Source organism: Bradyrhizobium sp. UFLA05-153, from assembly GCF_054185185.1.
Genome location: NZ_JBBIAM010000065.1, coordinates 34,350 through 51,081 on the forward strand (window position 1 = coordinate 34,350; position 16,732 = coordinate 51,081).

General features: G+C 63.2%; 18 protein-coding genes and 1 riboswitch. Of the genes, 12 read left to right on the top strand and 6 right to left on the bottom strand.

What is annotated here, in order from left to right:
* Positions 1–10: 10 nt before the first annotated feature.
* Together Q2941_RS30945 and Q2941_RS30950 are read right to left on the bottom strand one after the other, a co-directional pair.
* Positions 11–1,225 carry a CaiB/BaiF CoA transferase family protein gene (locus Q2941_RS30945; RefSeq protein ID WP_458194774.1) on the bottom strand — a complete coding sequence of 405 codons (1,215 nt, stop codon included), beginning with the start codon at positions 1,223–1,225 and terminating at the stop codon, positions 11–13.
* Positions 1,222–2,157 carry a hydroxymethylglutaryl-CoA lyase gene (locus Q2941_RS30950; protein WP_027526533.1) on the bottom strand — a complete coding sequence of 312 codons (936 nt, stop codon included), beginning with the start codon at positions 2,155–2,157 and terminating at the stop codon, positions 1,222–1,224. The genes Q2941_RS30945 and Q2941_RS30950 overlap by 4 nt, the downstream gene beginning before the upstream one ends.
* A gap of 85 nt (positions 2,158–2,242) precedes the next feature.
* On the opposite strand from Q2941_RS30950, the gene Q2941_RS30955 reads away from it, so the two are divergent.
* From Q2941_RS30955 to Q2941_RS30965, 3 genes are all read left to right on the top strand, one after another.
* Positions 2,243–3,154, top strand: a complete 912-nt coding sequence (locus tag Q2941_RS30955; RefSeq protein ID WP_458194775.1) for a GntR family transcriptional regulator — start codon at positions 2,243–2,245, stop codon at positions 3,152–3,154.
* A gap of 486 nt (positions 3,155–3,640) precedes the next feature.
* Positions 3,641–3,934, top strand: a complete 294-nt coding sequence (locus Q2941_RS30960) for a hypothetical protein (protein ID WP_027526531.1) — start codon at positions 3,641–3,643, stop codon at positions 3,932–3,934.
* Between the two features lie 462 nt (positions 3,935–4,396).
* On the top strand, positions 4,397–5,452 hold the full coding sequence (locus Q2941_RS30965; RefSeq protein ID WP_458194777.1) for a class I SAM-dependent methyltransferase: 1,056 nt from the start codon (positions 4,397–4,399) through the stop codon (positions 5,450–5,452).
* Positions 5,453–5,676: 224 nt separating this feature from the next.
* On the opposite strand, the gene Q2941_RS30970 is transcribed toward Q2941_RS30965, so the two are convergent.
* The gene (locus Q2941_RS30970; RefSeq protein WP_458194778.1) at positions 5,677–6,354 is read right to left on the bottom strand and encodes a DUF2278 family protein; all 678 of its coding nucleotides are present in this window, start codon (positions 6,352–6,354) and stop codon (positions 5,677–5,679) included.
* Between the two features lie 307 nt (positions 6,355–6,661).
* On the opposite strand from Q2941_RS30970, the gene Q2941_RS30975 reads away from it, so the two are divergent.
* Positions 6,662–7,510: a nucleotidyltransferase domain-containing protein gene (locus Q2941_RS30975; protein ID WP_051390042.1), complete on the top strand. Its 849-nt coding sequence runs from the start codon at positions 6,662–6,664 to the stop codon at positions 7,508–7,510.
* A 24-nt stretch (positions 7,511–7,534) separates the two neighbouring features.
* Here the strand turns inward: Q2941_RS30975 and Q2941_RS30980 are convergent, their stop codons facing one another.
* Positions 7,535–8,377: a DUF1194 domain-containing protein gene (locus Q2941_RS30980; protein WP_027526528.1), complete on the bottom strand. Its 843-nt coding sequence runs from the start codon at positions 8,375–8,377 to the stop codon at positions 7,535–7,537.
* A gap of 304 nt (positions 8,378–8,681) precedes the next feature.
* A riboswitch (Fluoride riboswitch) is annotated at positions 8,682–8,758 on the top strand.
* Positions 8,759–8,795: 37 nt separating this feature from the next.
* Here Q2941_RS30980 and Q2941_RS30985 point away from each other — a divergent pair.
* The 7 genes from Q2941_RS30985 to Q2941_RS31015 all read left to right on the top strand — a co-directional run bounded on the left by Q2941_RS30985 (position 8,796) and on the right by Q2941_RS31015 (position 14,183).
* Entirely contained in the window at positions 8,796–10,061 is a 1,266-nt protein-coding gene (locus Q2941_RS30985; RefSeq protein WP_458194779.1) for an MFS transporter, read from the top strand.
* 25 nt (positions 10,062–10,086) lie between these two features.
* Positions 10,087–10,476, top strand: a complete 390-nt coding sequence (gene crcB, locus Q2941_RS30990; protein ID WP_027526526.1) for a fluoride efflux transporter CrcB — start codon at positions 10,087–10,089, stop codon at positions 10,474–10,476.
* A 5-nt stretch (positions 10,477–10,481) separates the two neighbouring features.
* A complete protein-coding gene (crcB, locus tag Q2941_RS30995; protein ID WP_027526525.1) occupies positions 10,482–10,910 on the top strand; it encodes a fluoride efflux transporter CrcB in 429 nt (142 codons plus the stop codon).
* A gap of 2 nt (positions 10,911–10,912) precedes the next feature.
* Entirely contained in the window at positions 10,913–11,254 is a 342-nt protein-coding gene (locus Q2941_RS31000) for a DUF190 domain-containing protein (RefSeq protein ID WP_458194780.1), read from the top strand.
* A gap of 40 nt (positions 11,255–11,294) precedes the next feature.
* Positions 11,295–11,600, top strand: a complete 306-nt coding sequence (gene clpS, locus Q2941_RS31005; protein ID WP_027526523.1) for an ATP-dependent Clp protease adapter ClpS — start codon at positions 11,295–11,297, stop codon at positions 11,598–11,600.
* Positions 11,601–11,685: 85 nt separating this feature from the next.
* A complete protein-coding gene (locus Q2941_RS31010; RefSeq protein WP_458194781.1) occupies positions 11,686–12,456 on the top strand; it encodes a hypothetical protein in 771 nt (256 codons plus the stop codon).
* A gap of 248 nt (positions 12,457–12,704) precedes the next feature.
* Positions 12,705–14,183, top strand: a complete 1,479-nt coding sequence (locus Q2941_RS31015; RefSeq protein WP_458194782.1) for an FAD-dependent monooxygenase — start codon at positions 12,705–12,707, stop codon at positions 14,181–14,183.
* Positions 14,184–14,263: 80 nt separating this feature from the next.
* Here Q2941_RS31015 and Q2941_RS31020 read toward each other — a convergent pair whose 3' ends face one another.
* Positions 14,264–15,445 (bottom strand): radical SAM protein, encoded by a 1,182-nt coding sequence (locus Q2941_RS31020; protein WP_458194783.1) that lies wholly within the window; start codon positions 15,443–15,445, stop codon positions 14,264–14,266.
* 181 nt (positions 15,446–15,626) lie between these two features.
* Here Q2941_RS31020 and Q2941_RS31025 point away from each other — a divergent pair, with 181 nt between their 5' ends.
* Positions 15,627–15,902 (top strand): hypothetical protein, encoded by a 276-nt coding sequence (locus tag Q2941_RS31025; RefSeq protein WP_156944672.1) that lies wholly within the window; start codon positions 15,627–15,629, stop codon positions 15,900–15,902.
* A 34-nt stretch (positions 15,903–15,936) separates the two neighbouring features.
* On the opposite strand, the gene Q2941_RS31030 is transcribed toward Q2941_RS31025, so the two are convergent.
* Positions 15,937–16,425, bottom strand: coding sequence for a GNAT family N-acetyltransferase (locus tag Q2941_RS31030; RefSeq protein ID WP_458194784.1), 489 nt, complete (start codon positions 16,423–16,425; stop codon positions 15,937–15,939).
* Between the last annotated feature and the right edge of the window lie 307 nt (positions 16,426–16,732).

Consider the following 16,732-nt stretch of genomic DNA (forward strand, 5'->3'; position numbering starts at 1 on the left):
GCGCCAAGCATCAGGATGGCGCGACCTTGATTGTTCCGGCTTGTCGCAGCGCTTCGATCTCGTTCCGGGAAAGGCCGATCTCGCTCAGGATCTCGCTCGTCTGCTCGCCGATCTGCGGCGGATCGTAGCGGTTGGGCAGGCGGCGGCCGTCCATGGAGATCGGCAACAGCGGCGTTCTCGCCTCGCCGCCGTCAGGCAGGCGAATGTCGGTCAGCCCACCCGACTGGTTGAGATGCGGGTCATCGAAGAGATCGCCGGGTTTGTTCACCGGCGCGTAGGGCAGATCGAGCTGCTCAAGGCGTGCGGCGAGATCGGCCTTGTCCCATTGCTTGAAGATGTCAGCGATTTCGGGGATCAGCCAGCCGCGATGGTCGACGCGGTCGTTGCTCGTCGCAAAGCGCGGATCGGTAAGCCAGGCTTCGCGATCGAAGGCGCGGCAGAACGCCTCCCATTGCTCTTCACCGACGATGGTGACGAACAGCTTTGAGCCGTCCCTGGTGTCGAAGAGGTCGTAGACCGGCCAGGGGCTGTCCTTGATCGAATAGGGGATCGACGGCTGGCCGCTGACCACTTCGCACATCATGGCCTGCGCCATCAGGAACACGTTGTTCTCGTACAGTGCGCTCTGGATATAACGACCGCGGCCGGTGCGCTGCCGCTCGGCGAGTGCAGCCTGAATCGCGATCACGCCGAACATGCCGCCCATGATGTCGTTGACCGAGGCGCCGGCGCGCATCGGCCGGTCCGGCAGTCCGGTCATGTAGGCGAGGCCGCCCATCATCTGCACGACCTCGTCGAGCGCGAGGCGATTTTCGTAAGGGCCGGGAAGATATCCTTTGAGCGAGCAATAGATCAGGCGTGGCGCGAAGGCCACCACCGTCTCGTAGTCGAGGCCGACGCGCTTCAACAGACCCGGCCGGAAATTCTCGATGAGGACGTCGCTGCTCTCGATCAACCTTCGTGCGATGTTCTGGCCTTCCGCGGTCGACGTATCCAGCGCGATGCTGCGCTTGTTGCGGCTGTAGGTGGCGAAGAAGCCGGCGGCAGCGCCCTTGAAATAGCGGGTGCGGTCGCCTTTGGGCGGCTCGACCTTGATCACGTCCGCGCCGAGATCGGCGAGGATCAGCCCGCAGCTCGGTCCCATCACCATCTGGCTGAACTCGATGACGCGAAGGCCGGCCAGCGGACGAAGCTCCGATGCGGTCTCGCGCATGGAAGCCGTCATGCCGCCCTCCGCAGCACCTTGGGGATGCCCGCCTCGTGCAGATGCCCCGTCAGATGTTTTGCCGGGATGTGACGGGCGAGAATCTCGCGGGTTTGCATCAGGCGATCGAGATCAATGCCGGTGGACAGGCCCATCCGCTCCAGCATGAACACGAGATCCTCGGTGACGATGTTGCCGCGCGCACCCGGGGCAAAGGGGCAGCCGCCGAGTCCGGAGACCGCCGCATCGAAACGGCGGATGCCTGCCTCAAGGCCAGCGACGGCATTTGCGAGGCCCGCGCCGAGCGTGTCGTGCAGATGCAGCCGCAGCGTCATCTGCGATCCGACCTCGCGCCTGACAGCCTCGACAATCTGCCCGATCAGTTTCGGGGTGGCATAGCCGACAGTGTCGGCAAGCCCGATCTCGTCGGCGCGACCCTCGGCAAAGGCGCGCGCAAGCCGGCACACGGCCGCTTCGCTGACCTCGCCTTCCAGTGAGCAACCGAAGGAGGTGGAGATCGCGCCCATCAGTTGCGGCCGCTGGTCCAACGGACGGGCGTCGATCGCGGCGCGGACCGCGCGAAATCCCTCGAGCTGCTCTTCGACCGAGCGCCGCACATTGGCGCGGTTGTGCGTCTCGCTTGCCGAGATGACGAAATAGACGGCGTTGACGCCGGCGGCGATGGCGCGCTCGGCGCCCTTCGGGTTCGGCACCAGCGCGCCGATGGTTGCCGTCTTGTGCGTGAGTGCATGCGCCATCACCGCATCGACGTCGGCGAATTGCGGCACGACCTTTGGCGGGACGAAGGATCCGGCATCGATCTCGCGCACGCCGGCGGCAGCGATCGTATCGATCAGCGCGCATTTGGCTTCGGTGGGAACGAACACATCCAGATTTTGGAGACCATCGCGGGGAGCGACCTCGCAAATATGGACATCCGGCGCGCGCGCCATCGGGCTCTCCCTTGATTGTATATTGTTGCATAAAAGAACAATCCATGGGACAGTCTGTCAAGCCCTAAACTTTGCGTGCACTGCAATGACCGCGTCCGACAGTTCCCGACTGCGCGCCGCCAAAAACGGCGGTTCCGAGCGTGCCGAGCATCTCGCCGGCCTGATCATGGCGCTCGCCCGCCGCGAAGGCATGAAGGCCGGCGATCGCTTGATCGAACAAAGACTTGCGGATGCGCTGGACCTTTCACGCGCGCCGATCCGGCTCGGCCTGAAGGCTCTGGAGGCGGCAGGGCTTGCGCGCGGCGAGCCGCATCGCGGCTTCGTGCTGGCGAAGAATCCGAGCAGCGGCGCGGCCCAACCGGCGCTCGCGGCCGTCGGGCGCAGCGAGCAGGTCTACGCGACAATCGCGGGCGACGTGCTCGCGAGCCGGCTGCCGGCCGATGTCACCGAGGCGGAGCTCATGCGCCGCTATGATCTGAGCCGAGCCGAGCTGCAGCGGCTGCTCGACCGGATCGCTGCCGAGGGCTGGATCGCGCGCCTGCCGGGCTATGGCTGGCGCTTTGGGGAAACGGTCTCCAGCCCCGAAGCGCAGGCCAAGGCGATGGCGTTTCGCGCGGTGATCGAGCCGGCGGCGATCGCGCAGCCCGATTTCATGCTGTCGCAGGAGGTGATCGCACGTTTGCGCGAGCGCCAGCTGCGCGTCCTGGAAGGCGAACTCGAGAAGATGACGATCGGAGAGATCTATCACTCCGGCTGCGAGTTTCATGAAGAGATCATCCGCGGGGCGGGCAATCCGTTCTTCGTGGAAGCGCTCAAGCGGGTGAACTCGATCAGGCGCCTGTTCGCCTATCGCAGTTTCGCCGACCGTGATGGCATGCGCCGGCACGTGCGTGAGCATCTGCGCCTGCTCGACCTCCTGGAAGCGCGGCGCTACGCCGAGGCGGCGGAGCTGATGGCAAAACACCTGCAACGCCCGCTGGTAGTGGGCTTGTCTTGAGGCCCGAGGCCTGCGTGGTCGCTGCTTCTCCCGCGATTGGTGACAAAAATGTCGCACGCTCGGAAAAGATAAGTGCCTGGCTTTGAAACTGGCCGATCTGCCGGCCCAGCCAGTCCAGAATCTGCTAATGTCCGCAATTATTACCTGTTCTTTTTGATACGGAACGACTCAAGTGATCATTGAAATCGCTTGTTCTGTAATTTGCATCGTCGCGATGCGGGCTATCTCGAAGACATACAGGCGACGGCGAGACGTACTTTATGGCCCGTATATGACCCCGGCCGATTGATCGCCCGGCGGCGAGGTCGGCTTTGTCGTCAGCTTCCCCAAATTCGAGGCGAAACGTCCCGCCAAGGTGAACGGCAGCGCTCGTCGATGGCACGTGTGATTGCCACCCAAAAGAATGCGCCTGCCACCTGAATTGGCAGATAGGAAAATCCGCCTACCAGCGACTACTCTGGCAAAACATACCGCCGGAGCATTGCCATGTCGGCTCAGATTATTCAGTTCAGCAAATATCAGAGATCTCGTGAACTCGCTCGGATGCCCAGCGACATCGAAAGAAGCCTGACCAAGCTAAGCGAACTGGCCGCCCAAGTGTTCAAGGCTTTACGAGACGATGCAGTCGCTGGCCCCTCTCAGTTGAGCACTCGACAGCAGACACAGCCCATTGAACCAAGGCTCGACCGCCTGCCGCTTCCGTCATCTGACCTCCAGCGCGACCTTGGTCCGGACGCAAGCGGGCTGCGATGGCTCAATGGACAAGACGACAATTCCTGATTGTCCGAGAATGGGATCGTTGGATCGCGAGGCAACGATTGCCGCGCTATCGAACCACGCGCAAAAAAACTCTCGAATTCTTCCTCGAACTTCAAAGTGCCAAGTCGCCCCTCCTGGATTTCAATCCACGCGGACGCGACAAATGGGAGATCGTGCATCGTTGGTTGGTAATTGCGGGGCGGGTGCCGGACGGCAGGCCGCGCTCAAAATAGGCAACCCATTCAAGACGCCCGGACTCCACTCAGCCACGCCCTCGGCGCGACTGGACCTTCTCCGAGAGCCGGTTCCCGCCGAGCTCACGACGAGGTTTGCGCCGACACGTTGAACCTGCAGCGCGCCGGATTGACCCACATAGAGGACCCGCGGTTTTTCGAGAGCGTCCCTCTCCTAGCGGCCGATGGCTTGCGCGCAGTCCGGCAAAGCGCAACTGCTGGTAATGCCCCACATCGCATGGAGGCCGTCATGGAAGTCAATTCCGACAAGTTGAATGCCTTTATGGGCAAGATGATCACGGAGGTCGGCGCGGCGATGAATGCATCGCTGGTCCTGCTCGGCGACAAGCTCGGCCTCTACCGCGCCCTCGCCAAGGGACCGATGAACTCCGCCGAGCTCGCGAGCGCCACCGGAACGAAGGAGCGCTACATCCGCGAGTGGCTGGCGAGCCAGGCTGCGTCGAGTTACGTCGAATACGATTCCGCGTCGGGCAAGTTCTCGATGCTGCCAGAGCAGGCGATGGCGCTTGCCGACGAGGAGAGCCCGGTGTTCCTCGGCGCAGTGGGCAATGTCATTGCCGCGGCGTTCCTCGACGAGCCGAAGGTCACGGACGCCTTCAAGACCGGCAAGGGTGTCGGCTGGAACCGGCGCAGCGAGTGCCTGTTCTGCGGCACCGCCCGCTTCTTCCGCACCGGCTACAAGCATCATCTGGTGCAGGAGTGGCTGCCCGCGCTCGAGGGCGTGGTGGAAAAGCTCAAGCGCGGCGCCAAGGTCGCCGATGTCGGCTGCGGGCACGGCGTCTCGACACGGCTGATGGCGGAAGCCTTCCCGAACTCCCGCTTCTACGGTTTTGACTATCACGAAGGCTCGATCGAGACCGCACGCCGGTCGGCCGCCGAAGCCAAGCTCGGCGACCGCGTCAGCTTCGCCGTTCACTCGGCCAAGACCTATCCGGCCGAAGGCTATGATCTCGTCTGCTTCTTCGACTGCCTGCACGACATGGGCGACCCCGTCGGCGCGATCAGCCACGTGCGCGAATCCATGGCGAAAGACGGCACCTGCATGCTGGTCGAGCCGTTCGCCAATGACCGCCTCGAAGACAACCTCAACCCGGTGGGGCGCGTCTATTACGCGGCATCGACCATGATCTGCACACCGGCATCGCTCGATCAGGAGGTCGGCATGGCCCTCGGTGCTCAGGCCGGCGAGGCAAGACTGCGCAAAGTTGCGCGCGAGGGCGGCTTGAGCCGCTTCCGTCGGGCCGCCGAGACGCCCTTCAACCTGATCCTGGAGGCGCGGATCTGACGTCGATCATGCCGGGCTCGGGTCTGCGCGCGACGTAGCCCTTGCGGAGCGGCCGTGGCGCAGACCTCCGGGACACGAAAGAGTTCGAGCAGCCCGGCGAGATCGGCGCTTTCCGCGAGTCTGGCGTTCGCCATTCGGCCGATTGACGGCTTCACCTGCGCATCATCGAACCGACCCTTGCAACGCTCGACGCGTCGATGGCTTCAGGACGAGCTCGCGCCGCGCTAGTCGAGCGGCGCGCCGGTGCGATCATCGGTGTGGAGCGATTGCGTCTGGAAGCGCACGAACAGCGCGACGATCTCCTGCCCCTTGTCGAACGAAATGAACAGCGCGCCATCGCCATGGGTGCGGTTGTCGCTCGCGAACTGCCCGCGATTGCCCTGCATCATGTGGATGTCGTGAATCCCGCGCTCGGGCCGGAAGTGGAAATACTTGTCGGTCTGGCCATGGTCTTCAAAATATTCGCCGAACGCGATCACCATGGCGTGACGGTCCGCCTTCGCCCGCTTGATGTTGGCGTTGAGCAGGTTCTTCAGCGACACGCCGCGGCCCGTCGCCGGGATCGGCTGCATCGCATCGACCGGGAAGAGCTTGTCGCGGAGATAATCAAGCCCGCCCGAGCCTGACGGACCGGTCTCGAGCCGCCGAAAGCCGCGGTCGCGTTGCAGATATGGCTTCAGATCCAGAGTTCCGGACCTCGCGAAGTCGGCGTCGAAATAGGCCAGCACCTCACTGTCGTCGACGGACTGGACGTTGACCGCGATCCGGTAGTCCCCGGCGCCACCCACGTGAATCTCGTAGTGCGGCGATGAGCCGTCCGAGCTTTGCAGGCCATCGACGACGGTTCCTACCAGGACACCATAGTGACGAATTGCCCCCGGGGGTTTTCTGCGATGGGTCATGACGGCGATCCTCCTGTGAACATCGAGATCGTGCATGTCGCGTGACGTTCTCTCGACCGGAATGACAGGGACAGTAGATACGCCTTCACGGCGCCCGGGCGTGATTTAAACCACAGATTGAAAGGCATTTTGACGGCTCGCGGCAGGAACCCGCATCGCGAACGTCCACCGAACGGCCAACAAGTTGCGGTCTTTGCCTGCGCCGCGCGACTGACGGACGGCGGCAGCAGGGAGTTGACCATTGCCACAATCAGGACCATATCCGCCACCGGGCGCAAGCCGCGCGGGCTTCGGCGGGTTTCACCAGATGGCAGCGCAGACCGACATCCAGCGCGATCCGCTCATCGAGCGGGTGGTATCCACGCTTGGCGACGTGGCAGGCGTGGAGGCCATCGTGCTCGGCGGCTCGCGGGCGCGAGGGACGTCGCATGAAAACTCCGACTACGACATCGGGCTGTACTTCTCGGATAGCGGCAGCCTCGACATCGATCGCCTGCAACAGGCGGCGCGGCAGCTCGCCGACGATCCTGAGGCGACGACGGTCACCACGGTCGGCGAATGGGGGCCGTGGATTGTCGGCGGCGCCTGGCTGACGGTCGAAGGGCAGAAGGTCGATCTGCTCTACCGTAACATCGATGCGGTCCGCCGCACGATGCAGGCCTGCCGGGCGGGACAGATCAGCATGGACTATCAGCCCGGGCATCCGCACGGGTTCTGCTCGGCGATCTGGATGGGCGAGATCGCCTATTGTCAGGCGCTGCGCGACGAGCGCGCGGTGATTGCGGAGCTGAAGTCGATCGCACTGCCCTATCCAAAGCCGCTACGTGACGCGCTTATCCGGCGGTTCCGGTGGGAAATCCTGTTCAGCATCGAGAACGCCGAACTTGCCGTGCTGCACGAGGACCAGATCCATGTCGCAGGCTGCGCCTACCGTGCGCTCACCTGCGTCGCGCAGGTGCTGTTTGCGCTCAACGGGGAATATCTCATCAACGAGAAGGCGGCGTTGCAGCAGGCCGCAGAGTTTCCGCTGACAATTCCTGATCTGATGGAGCAGACCTCGGCGATCTGGCGGCGCATCGGAAACCACGCGTTCGGGACGGCGCTTTCGAACCTGCGCACAATCGAGCGGGAGCTGTCGACACTCGAACCGCATTGACGAGCAGGGTCGTCAGGTTCTCGCCTACCTGCCCCAGCGATCCTGCCAGATCTTTTCCCCGATCAGGCAGCTCACCCGCGGCTCTTTGTCGGCGACGTGCATGACTTTACGCTCGGGCGTGCGGCCGGCGACCTCCATCAGTAGCTTTGTGCGGATCGCCTCCTTGAACTTCTCGCGATCCTTGATCGCGATCACGAACGAGCCGGGACCGCCGATTACGCAGTCCTCGTAGTAATAGTCGAGATTGTCGATATCCATAGTCGAGTAAGACGGCTCTTTGACCATGATCGGCAGGCCGTTGATGACGATGCCCTTCTCCAGCGCCGCATCGCGCGACACGGTGACCGGCCCGCCATTGTTGTTGGGACCATCGCCCGAGATGTCGATGACGCGGCGCAGGCCCCGATAGGGATCCTCGTCGAACAGCGGGATCGCGAAATTGATCGCGCCGGAGATCGAGGTGCGCGAGGCGCGCCGGATCGGCGTCTTCAAAATTTCGGCGGCGACCGCATCCGCCGTCTCGGGCCCGTCGATCAATCGCCAGGGAATGATGATCTTCTGGTCGCTGGAAGCGGCCCATTCGAAATAGGTCACCGCGATCCGGCCGTTGGGCCCCGCCTTCAGCGCCTGGAGGAATTCCTTGGATTGTATCGCCTGGGCGTAGCCCTCGCGCTGGATCGCGAGCTCGTCCATATCCATCGAGTAGGAGACGTCGACCGCGAGGATCAGTTCGACATCGACGCTTTGCGCGTCCTTGTCTGCAGCTTGCTGCTGATACCTGGTTCCTGGCGCCGCGACGCTCGCAACGTCACCTCCGGCAAGCACGCCGGCCACCAGCACAGCCCCGATCGAGATCAGCAAGCGCATCGCGCCCTCCCGTCGTATGACGCGATGGTGACATGCAAATGCATTTAAGCAAAGCGCGAAGATCGACCTCGCTTCACATTCGAGTTAGGGATGCATACTGCTACGCAAAGCTGCCGCAGCTCCGCCATGGTCGCGTCGCTTCGCGCTGGCGATCTCCACCAACGTCATTCCGGGGCTCGCGAAGCGAGAATCCGGAATCTCGAGATTCCGGGTTCGGCTCTGCGAGCCGCCCGGGAATGACGGCATGGATGTGGAAGCAAAGACCGCACCCTATTGTGCGGCGCGATTTCCATGCTAGGCTTGTTACACAGATGGGGATGGAGTCCCCCGATAACCGCCCGACGATGTCAGATTGTATGGGCTGATGACTCCTGCTTGAGGTGAGGCATTCCGGAAAGCCTCGACCTTCGGCGGGAGCATGGATAACCCGCCGGTGGCGGGTTTTTTGTTGCCTGAATGCGAAGGGCAAGAGGTGACGACGGCGACGCCAAATCCATCCGTGACCGCGGTCCCCAGGGGAGTCTGGGTGCTCGGCTTCGTTTCGCTGCTGATGGACGTCTCCTCCGAGATGATCCACGCGCTGCTGCCGGTCTATCTGGTTACCGTGCTCGGCACCTCCACCATCGCGGTCGGCATCATCGAGGGCATCGCCGAGGCGACCGCCTCGATCACGAAGATCTTCTCGGGCGCGCTGTCGGACTGGCTCGGCCGGCGCAAGCTGCTCGCAGCGCTCGGCTATGGGCTCGCCGCGTGCACCAAGCCGCTGTTTCCGTTGGCGCCCAGCGCCGGATGGCTGGTTGCGGCGCGCTTTATCGACCGCGTCGGCAAGGGTATCCGCGGCGCGCCGCGCGATGCGCTGATCGCCGACATTGCGCCGGCGCAATTGCGCGGTGCGAGCTTTGGCCTGCGCCAGTCGCTCGATACGATCGGCGCCTTCGTCGGGCCGCTCGCGGCGATCGGCCTGATGTGGTGGACGGCGGACAATTTTACGGCCGTGTTCTGGGTCGCGGTGCTGCCGGCGTTTCTCTCCTTTGGCCTGATCACGTTCGCGGTCAGCGAGCCCGAGCCAGACGGGACCCGCGAGCCGTCGCGAAACCCGCTCAACACCGCGGCGATGCGGCAGCTTGGCACGGCCTATTGGCGCGTCGTGGCGGTCGGCATCGTCTTCACGCTGGCGCGCTTCAGCGAGGCTTTTCTGATCCTGCGGGCGCAGAATATCGGGCTCAATGCGATGTGGGTGCCGGCGGTGCTGGTGCTGATGAACATTGTCTATGCGCTCTCGGCCTATCCGGCCGGCGCCTTGTCCGACCGCATCAACCGCACCGCCCTGCTGGCGCTCGGGCTCGCTTTCCTCGCCGGTGCCGACTTGGCGCTTGCGCTGCTGCCGAGCCTTGCGGGCCTCGCGCTCGGCGTCGTGCTATGGGGCCTGCACATGGGACTGACGCAGGGGCTGTTCGCGGCGCTCGTTGCCGATACCGCGCCGCCAAGCTTGCGCGGCACCGCATTCGGCTATTTCAATCTGTTCACGGGGCTTGCGACGCTCGCGGCCAGCATACTCGCGGGCGCGCTGTGGGACGCCTATGGGCCGGCCGGCACCTTCCTTGCCGGGCTGGGCTTTGCGCTGATCTCGCTTTCGGGACTGCTTGCGATCGGCAAGAGCTTCACGAAGCCGGCGGGGCAGTGATGGGACAAGTGGGGGATCATTCGACGTGGTGAGCGGCGTTCTTGCAATCGTAATCGGCTGCGTGCTCGGCGGCTGCGCGCGATATTTTCTCTCCGGCGCGATCGCGCGGCGCTTCGGCGAGACCTTTCCCTGGGGCACGATGACCATCAACGTCACCGGTGCCTTCCTGATCGGCATTTTCGGCGCGCTGGCGACGCATCCAGGCTCGATCTTCGCCACCCCGACGCCATGGCTGTTCGCGGTGACCGGCTTCCTCGGCTGCTACACCACCGTGTCGTCCTTCAGCCTGCAGACGCTGACACTCGCGCGCAACGGCGAGCAACTTCACGCGCTCGGCAACATCGTGTTCTCGGTCGGCCTGTGCCTCACCGCCGTGACATGCGGCTTCCTGCTTGCGGACAGGCTCGGAGGCTAGAGGCGATGACCACCCTCACCTCCAAGGACCGCTGGCGCACTGCGGTGCTTTACGCCTGGGTCGCCGCCGGCAGCATCATCGGCGGGCTCGCGCGCTATTTCGTCGGTCTCCTGCTCGACACCGGCCCCGGCTTTCCCTTCGCGACGCTGTTCATCAACGCCACGGGATCCCTGATCATCGGCTTCTATGCGACGCTCACCGGCCCCGACGGCCGCGTGCTGGCGCGCCCTGAGCACCGGCAGTTCGTGATGACCGGCTTCTGCGGCGGCTACACCACCTTCTCGACCTTCAGCCTCGAGACGTTCCGCCTGTTCCATGGCGGCATGAAGTATACCGCGCTGGCCTACATCGCCACCTCGCTCATCTGCTGGCTGGTGTCGGTCTGGCTCGGCCATATGATGGCCGGCCGCTACAACCGCTTGAAAAGGAGCTGATCATGCAGATTCCCCATCAGGCAGTCCTGCTCCGCATCTTCATCGGCGAGAACGATCATTTCGACGGCAAGCCGCTCTATGAAGCGATCGTGATGAGCGCGCGCGAACGGCACCTTGCGGGCGCTACCGTGCTGCGCGGCCCGATGGGATACGGCAAATCGAGCCGGCTGCACACCTCGAAAATCCTGCGCCTCTCGGAGGATCTGCCGCTGGTGATCGAGATCGTCGACAGCGAGGACAACATCAACGCATTCCTGCCCATGCTGGATGGCATGATGTCGAGCGGGCTGATCACCTTGGAGAAGGTGCAGGTCCTCCAATATGGTGAGAAGGCCGCGCCCTAAGCGCCCGCGGCTGGAACCCCAGACGTTCCTCGGAGGCGGAATGAACGACACCGTCACCAAGCCTAAACCTAAGACGAAGACCAAGGTCGAGCGGCCGCGGCTACACAAGGTGATCCTGCTCAACGACGACTTCACGCCGCGCGATTTCGTCACCCTGGTGCTGAAGGCCGAATTCCGCATGACCGCGGATCAGGCGTACAAGGTCATGATCACTGCGCACAAGCTGGGCGCCTGCGTGGTCGCCGTCTTCACCAAGGACGTCGCCGAGACCAAGGCGACGCGCGCCACCGACGCCGGCCGCGCCAAGGGCTATCCGCTGCTGTTCACTACCGAGCCCGAGGAATAGAGCGCGCCAGTCTGCCGCACGCATTTGCGTCAATTTTACCGATCGGCGCTACCACAGGTTCAATCTCCTGTGGCAGCACCATGCGATGACAATCGCACTGCGCAAGCAACTCGAGCTCCGGCCCGCCCGCCCCGAGACCTCGTTCGGCCCCTTCAAGCTTCTGCATGCCCTGCCCTGGCTGATCCTGGCGGCCGCCATGCGGGTGATCGCGTTCGGCGGCGGCCCTGCGGCGCTGCCGGCGACGATCGTTTCCGACTTGTCGGTGCTGCTGGCCTTCTTTGCGACAGCGCAGCGCTCGATCGAATCCGCCGGCGGTCAATCCTCCCTCGGCGAGCTGACGATGGGTGAGCAGTTCAAGCTCTCTTTCGCGATCTTCTGGCGGATCACGCTCCTGATGATCGCCGTGTCCATCGGCACCGAGGCAATCGGCTATGGCGCATGGTCGCGGCACCTGATGGCCGGGCTCGACGGCATGGCTTTCGACCAGTTCACCCACGTCGGACGGTTCTGGAGCGCATTGATCGCCACACTGGTGCTCCTCATCATCGTCCATGCCGAACGCAACGACGGCGAGATCGCGCTGTTTGCCGCGATTGCCGAGTTCGCGCGGCGTGGGCTGTGGCTCGGAGCCGCCGTGATCGTGCTCGGCGTGGTCAACATCGCACTTTTCTATGGGCAGGAGCTGGTTCGCAGCGCGATCTGGAATTTCTGGCAGACCTCGTCAGCGAGCCAGTTCATCAAGAACCTGATCTATTTCGTTTTCATCTTCAGCTTCGCCATGCTGCGGCTATGGATCACCCTGACGATCCTGACACTCGGCTTGAAGCAGTCGCATATACATAGGGATCGCAGTTAGTTGCAGCGCCCAGTTAAAGGTGCGCGATAATCTGAAGCGCACCGATTAGCGCCCGGACCCAGGCCTGACGGCCGAGGGGCAGAAAGACGCCTCGATAACGATCCGGGAAAAACCGCTCTGTCGCGGACGGACGGAGGACGGCAACACCGCTCCTCCCAGCTTGATATGTAGCTTGCAAGGGGCTTGCTTCAAGACCCCGACCATCCCGTAGAACCGCCGACCCAAGACCAAATCTACGGGAGCACGGAATGACTGAATTGCTGTCGACCAGGCATGCGGTGATGATCGTCGGAGCAGGCCCGACGGGATTGATGCTGGGCGGCGAGTTGGCGTTGGCGGGTATCGACGTCGCCATCGTCGAGCGGCGGGTCAGCCAGGACCTCATCGGCTCGCGTGCGGGCGGACTGCATGCACGCACCATTGAGGTGCTCGATCAACGTGGGCTGGCCGACCGGTTCCTTGCACTAGGCCGGGTGGCGCAAATTGCGGGCTTCGCCTGGATCCGACTGGACATCAGCGACTTTCCGAGCCGACACCCCTACGGGCTCGCGCTGCAGCAAAACCAGATCGAGCGCATCCTCGCCGACTGGGTCGATGAAATGGAGGTACCGATCTATCGCGGACGCGAGGTGACTGACATCTCGCAAGACGAGACCGGCGTCGACATCGCGCTCGCCGATGGCCGTTCGCTGCGGGCGGACTATCTCGTCGGGTGCGACGGCGGACGCAGCGCGATCCGGAAGAGTGCCGGCATCGATTTCCCCGGCTGGGACCCGACGATCAGTTGCCTGCTCGCCGAGATCGAGACAGCCAAAGAGCCGCAATGGGGCCTTCGCCGCGATGACAGGGGCATCCATGGCCTCTCTCGCCTGGAGAACGGCACGGTGCGCGTTATGGTAACCGAACGGCACGTCGGACAAACGGCTGAGCCCACGCTGCGCGATCTCAGCGAGGCGCTCATCGCGGTCTATGGCACCGACTACGGAATCCACAATCCCACCTCGATCTCCAGATTCACGGACATGACGCGGCAGGCGTCATCCTACCGGAGCGGACGGGTCCTGCTGGCCGGCGATGCCGCACATGTCCATCCGCCGATGGGTGGACAGGGCCTCCAGATCGGCGTGCAGGACGCGGTGAATCTGGGATGGAAGCTTGCCCAGGTGGTGAACGGTACCTCGCTGGAAACTCTCCTCGATACCTATCATTCCGAACGCCACCCGGTCGCCGCACGCGTCCTGCACAACACGATGGCGCAGACCGCGCTGCTCCGCCACGACGACCGCATCGAGGCGTTGCGCGAGGTCGTGTCCGGGCTGCTCGGTATGGACGAGCCGCGCAAGCGGGTCGCCGCGATGATGTCGGGTCTCGACGTTCGCTACGATCTCGGCGAGGGACATCCGCTGCTCGGACGCCGTATGCCCGATCTCGATCTCGTTACAGCGAGGGGTCCGCTACGGGTCTTCGGTCTTCTGCACGATGCACGACCGGTTCTGCTCAATTTCGGTGAGCCCATCGGCCTCGACATCGCGCCGTGGCGCGATCGAGTTCAGACGATCGATGCAAGGTGCGCCGCGACTTGGGAGCTTCCGGTGATCGGCGCTGTAGCGGCGCCCGACGCCGCACTGGTTCGGCCTGACGGCCATGTGGCGTGGGTGGGCGACCGGACGCGGTCAGGGCTCGCCGACGCGCTCACCACATGGTTCGGACCGCCCGCTGCGGCGTAGTGTGGGCTTCCGTGTCCCAAAGCGCGATGACCAGGCAATCACGCACTTTCCAACTCTGCTCTCACGGTTCGCGCGGTCCGTTAGGTGCCTGCCAACGTGTCGCGCACATTGATGCGGCCGCCGTCCGGCTTGCTGACATAGAGATGGCTCTCCAGTACCGACTGCATGTTCTCAAACATCGCATAGAGATCGTCGCAATAGACCGACGGATTGTCGTAGCCGTTCTTCCTGGAGAAACGATGCGGAAGATAGCCTCCTCCGCAGGCGTTCATGAACTTGCATTGGCGACACTTCGCGCAAAGATTGATTGACGCATCGCGCGCGGCCTTCCAGCGAGGCTCATTCCTGACCTCGTCGATCGCATGATCGAAGATGTTGAACTTGGTGTTGGTGAAGCCGTCGCCCGCAATCCGCAGCACATCGTGGGCCTCCACGGTGCCATCGGTCATGACGGTGCAAAGCTCGACGGGTTTGTGGCCCACGCCCTCGGTCGGCGAATTGTTGCCGAGCAGGGCCGTAATCATGTCAGAAACGATGCGGATATTGGTCGTCGGCCTCGTGCGATTTGCCTCCAGCCACAGTTCGAACAGGCCCTTGTAGAACGCCGCAATGGACGGTGGCCTCTCATCCAGCGTCGCATCGGGGATCATGATATCGTAGTTGGAGATTCCACACGCGGCGAAAAAATCGGCGTATTGCTGCGGCGCGTAAGCGGGATTGCAGACTGCCAGGGCAATGACGCCGATGTCGCGCGATACCAGCATGCGCGCGGCACGTTCCACGGCGGCATGGGTGCCCGTACCCTGAAACGTCCTGCGATGGAGGTCGTGAATATGTGCCGGCCCGTCCAGGCTGATCGCAACCGAAATGTTGCGGGCCTCGAAGCAGGCCAGCCATTCGTCATCGATCAACACGCCGTTGGTCGTGACCGCGATGGGTATGTCGCAGCCAGTCCGTGATGAAATGCCTTCGCAGGCCTCGGCAAAGCGGTGGAAGTTCTCGACGCCCCACAGCAACGGCTCGCCGCCGTGCAGAATGATGGGAAAATCGACGAGGGAGTATCTGACGACGTGCTCCTCGATGCGTTGCAGCAATCGATGCTGCACGTCAGGGCTCATCAGCTTGGGCTTGCTATAAACGGACGCGTCGCGGAACCAGTAACAATAGGAGCAGTCGATATTGCATCTCGTTGCGACCTTGACCAGCAACTGCGTGATCGGCTGATCCTCGAAGGCGGCACAATCTGAACTGTCAGCCGACATGCCGATACCGCGACGGGCTTGGAGGAACTACCTAGTACCCTCGAACAAATCCCCCTCGGCGGAACGCGCCCACGCCGGGAGCGTATCCCCCTCTGCGAAAGGCGCCAGCATTTGGCCCTTTGGCAAAACCTCCTCGTCTGAAAGCAGCCTGGGTCACTACGGGTTCGCCGGAGACAACGCCTTGCTCCGCACCCTGCCCGCGCAGATCGTTCAGCAATGCGCCGATGCCCTGATGATCGCTCTGAATTGTTGCGCCTGGCCCATGCAGCTGTATGAGGCTCGCCAAAACCTTCAGGGTCGTAATCGGCATGGCCGTGCTCCTCTTTTCGCGACGCAGTGCAGGATCGAACGAAAGGCCGGCATATCGGACCGGCTGAGCAACGACAAACAGTATACCTTTCCTGCTGCAACGGCAATGTGTCGAGGCGGGCGGCCGGACTTCTCTGAAACAGACTGAGTACGCGTCCTAAGCCACCACCACCGGCGCTTCCTCAGCCTGCCCTCAAACGCGCTGCGGCTTCGGGCCAATGGACGCGCAGGACAGTCTTTCCGCCCGCAGCGGGAATTCTGGAACTGTCCTTCTCTACGACGCGGCCACCAAGCCGTTCATAGAAACGAACGCCGCCTATGTTCGCCCCGAAGACCCACAAGTGCAATCCGGCGCCAGTCGCCATTGACGAGAGTTGAGCGGCGGCGGCACGAAAGAGCTGCTCACCTATTCCTTGACCGCGAGCCTGCGGGCGAACGTGAAGATTGCCTATCAGACTTCCCCAAACAGGATCGACATCACAATAGCTACCGACAAAGGCCTGCACGCGCCCGGCCAGGTCACAGGCAACGTTGATCAACTGCGTTGCGGAATGATCGCGCAGCCGTTTCGACCAGACGGCGAGCCGGTCGGCTTCGACGCCGCCGCTCAGAAATTCCGGCGCAAGGTCGGCATACGCGTCACGCCAGTTTGAGACGTGAATCGCAGCGATGCGCGCAGCGTCCTCCTACAGCGGCTCTCGGACGTCAAGCTGATCCCGGATCATTCGAAGACGCGCCTTTTGGGCGACTTGGCCGACCAGGGTGCTCACGCCTAACGGGGATTGATCCAGTCCCTGTCGCGCCGCCGGCAGTGGGCGTGCGGGCAGAAGTGCGTGCAAAAAAACCCACCACGGGAGCAGCCCAGGCGGGCATTCCCGATGGCGGGGGGCTTTATTGCAATCCGAAGTTTGTTAGTGCGATTGGAAACCCAAGTTTGTTAGACCACCATTGATCAGGTTCACAGCGTCACCGCCGACA

Coding starts and splice junctions, on each gene's coding strand:
- Q2941_RS30945 (WP_458194774.1), bottom strand. CDS start 1,225: ATGACGGCTTCCATGCGCGAGACCGCATCGGAGCTTCGTCCGCTGGCC.
- Q2941_RS30950 (WP_027526533.1), bottom strand. CDS start 2,157: ATGGCGCGCGCGCCGGATGTCCATATTTGCGAGGTCGCTCCCCGCGAT.
- Q2941_RS30955 (WP_458194775.1), top strand. CDS start 2,243: ATGACCGCGTCCGACAGTTCCCGACTGCGCGCCGCCAAAAACGGCGGT.
- Q2941_RS30960 (WP_027526531.1), top strand. CDS start 3,641: ATGTCGGCTCAGATTATTCAGTTCAGCAAATATCAGAGATCTCGTGAA.
- Q2941_RS30965 (WP_458194777.1), top strand. CDS start 4,397: ATGGAAGTCAATTCCGACAAGTTGAATGCCTTTATGGGCAAGATGATC.
- Q2941_RS30970 (WP_458194778.1), bottom strand. CDS start 6,354: ATGACCCATCGCAGAAAACCCCCGGGGGCAATTCGTCACTATGGTGTC.
- Q2941_RS30975 (WP_051390042.1), top strand. CDS start 6,662: ATGGCAGCGCAGACCGACATCCAGCGCGATCCGCTCATCGAGCGGGTG.
- Q2941_RS30980 (WP_027526528.1), bottom strand. CDS start 8,377: ATGCGCTTGCTGATCTCGATCGGGGCTGTGCTGGTGGCCGGCGTGCTT.
- Q2941_RS30985 (WP_458194779.1), top strand. CDS start 8,796: ATGGATAACCCGCCGGTGGCGGGTTTTTTGTTGCCTGAATGCGAAGGG.
- crcB (WP_027526525.1), top strand. CDS start 10,482: ATGACCACCCTCACCTCCAAGGACCGCTGGCGCACTGCGGTGCTTTAC.
- Q2941_RS31000 (WP_458194780.1), top strand. CDS start 10,913: ATGCAGATTCCCCATCAGGCAGTCCTGCTCCGCATCTTCATCGGCGAG.
- clpS (WP_027526523.1), top strand. CDS start 11,295: ATGAACGACACCGTCACCAAGCCTAAACCTAAGACGAAGACCAAGGTC.
- Q2941_RS31010 (WP_458194781.1), top strand. CDS start 11,686: ATGACAATCGCACTGCGCAAGCAACTCGAGCTCCGGCCCGCCCGCCCC.
- Q2941_RS31015 (WP_458194782.1), top strand. CDS start 12,705: ATGACTGAATTGCTGTCGACCAGGCATGCGGTGATGATCGTCGGAGCA.
- Q2941_RS31020 (WP_458194783.1), bottom strand. CDS start 15,445: ATGTCGGCTGACAGTTCAGATTGTGCCGCCTTCGAGGATCAGCCGATC.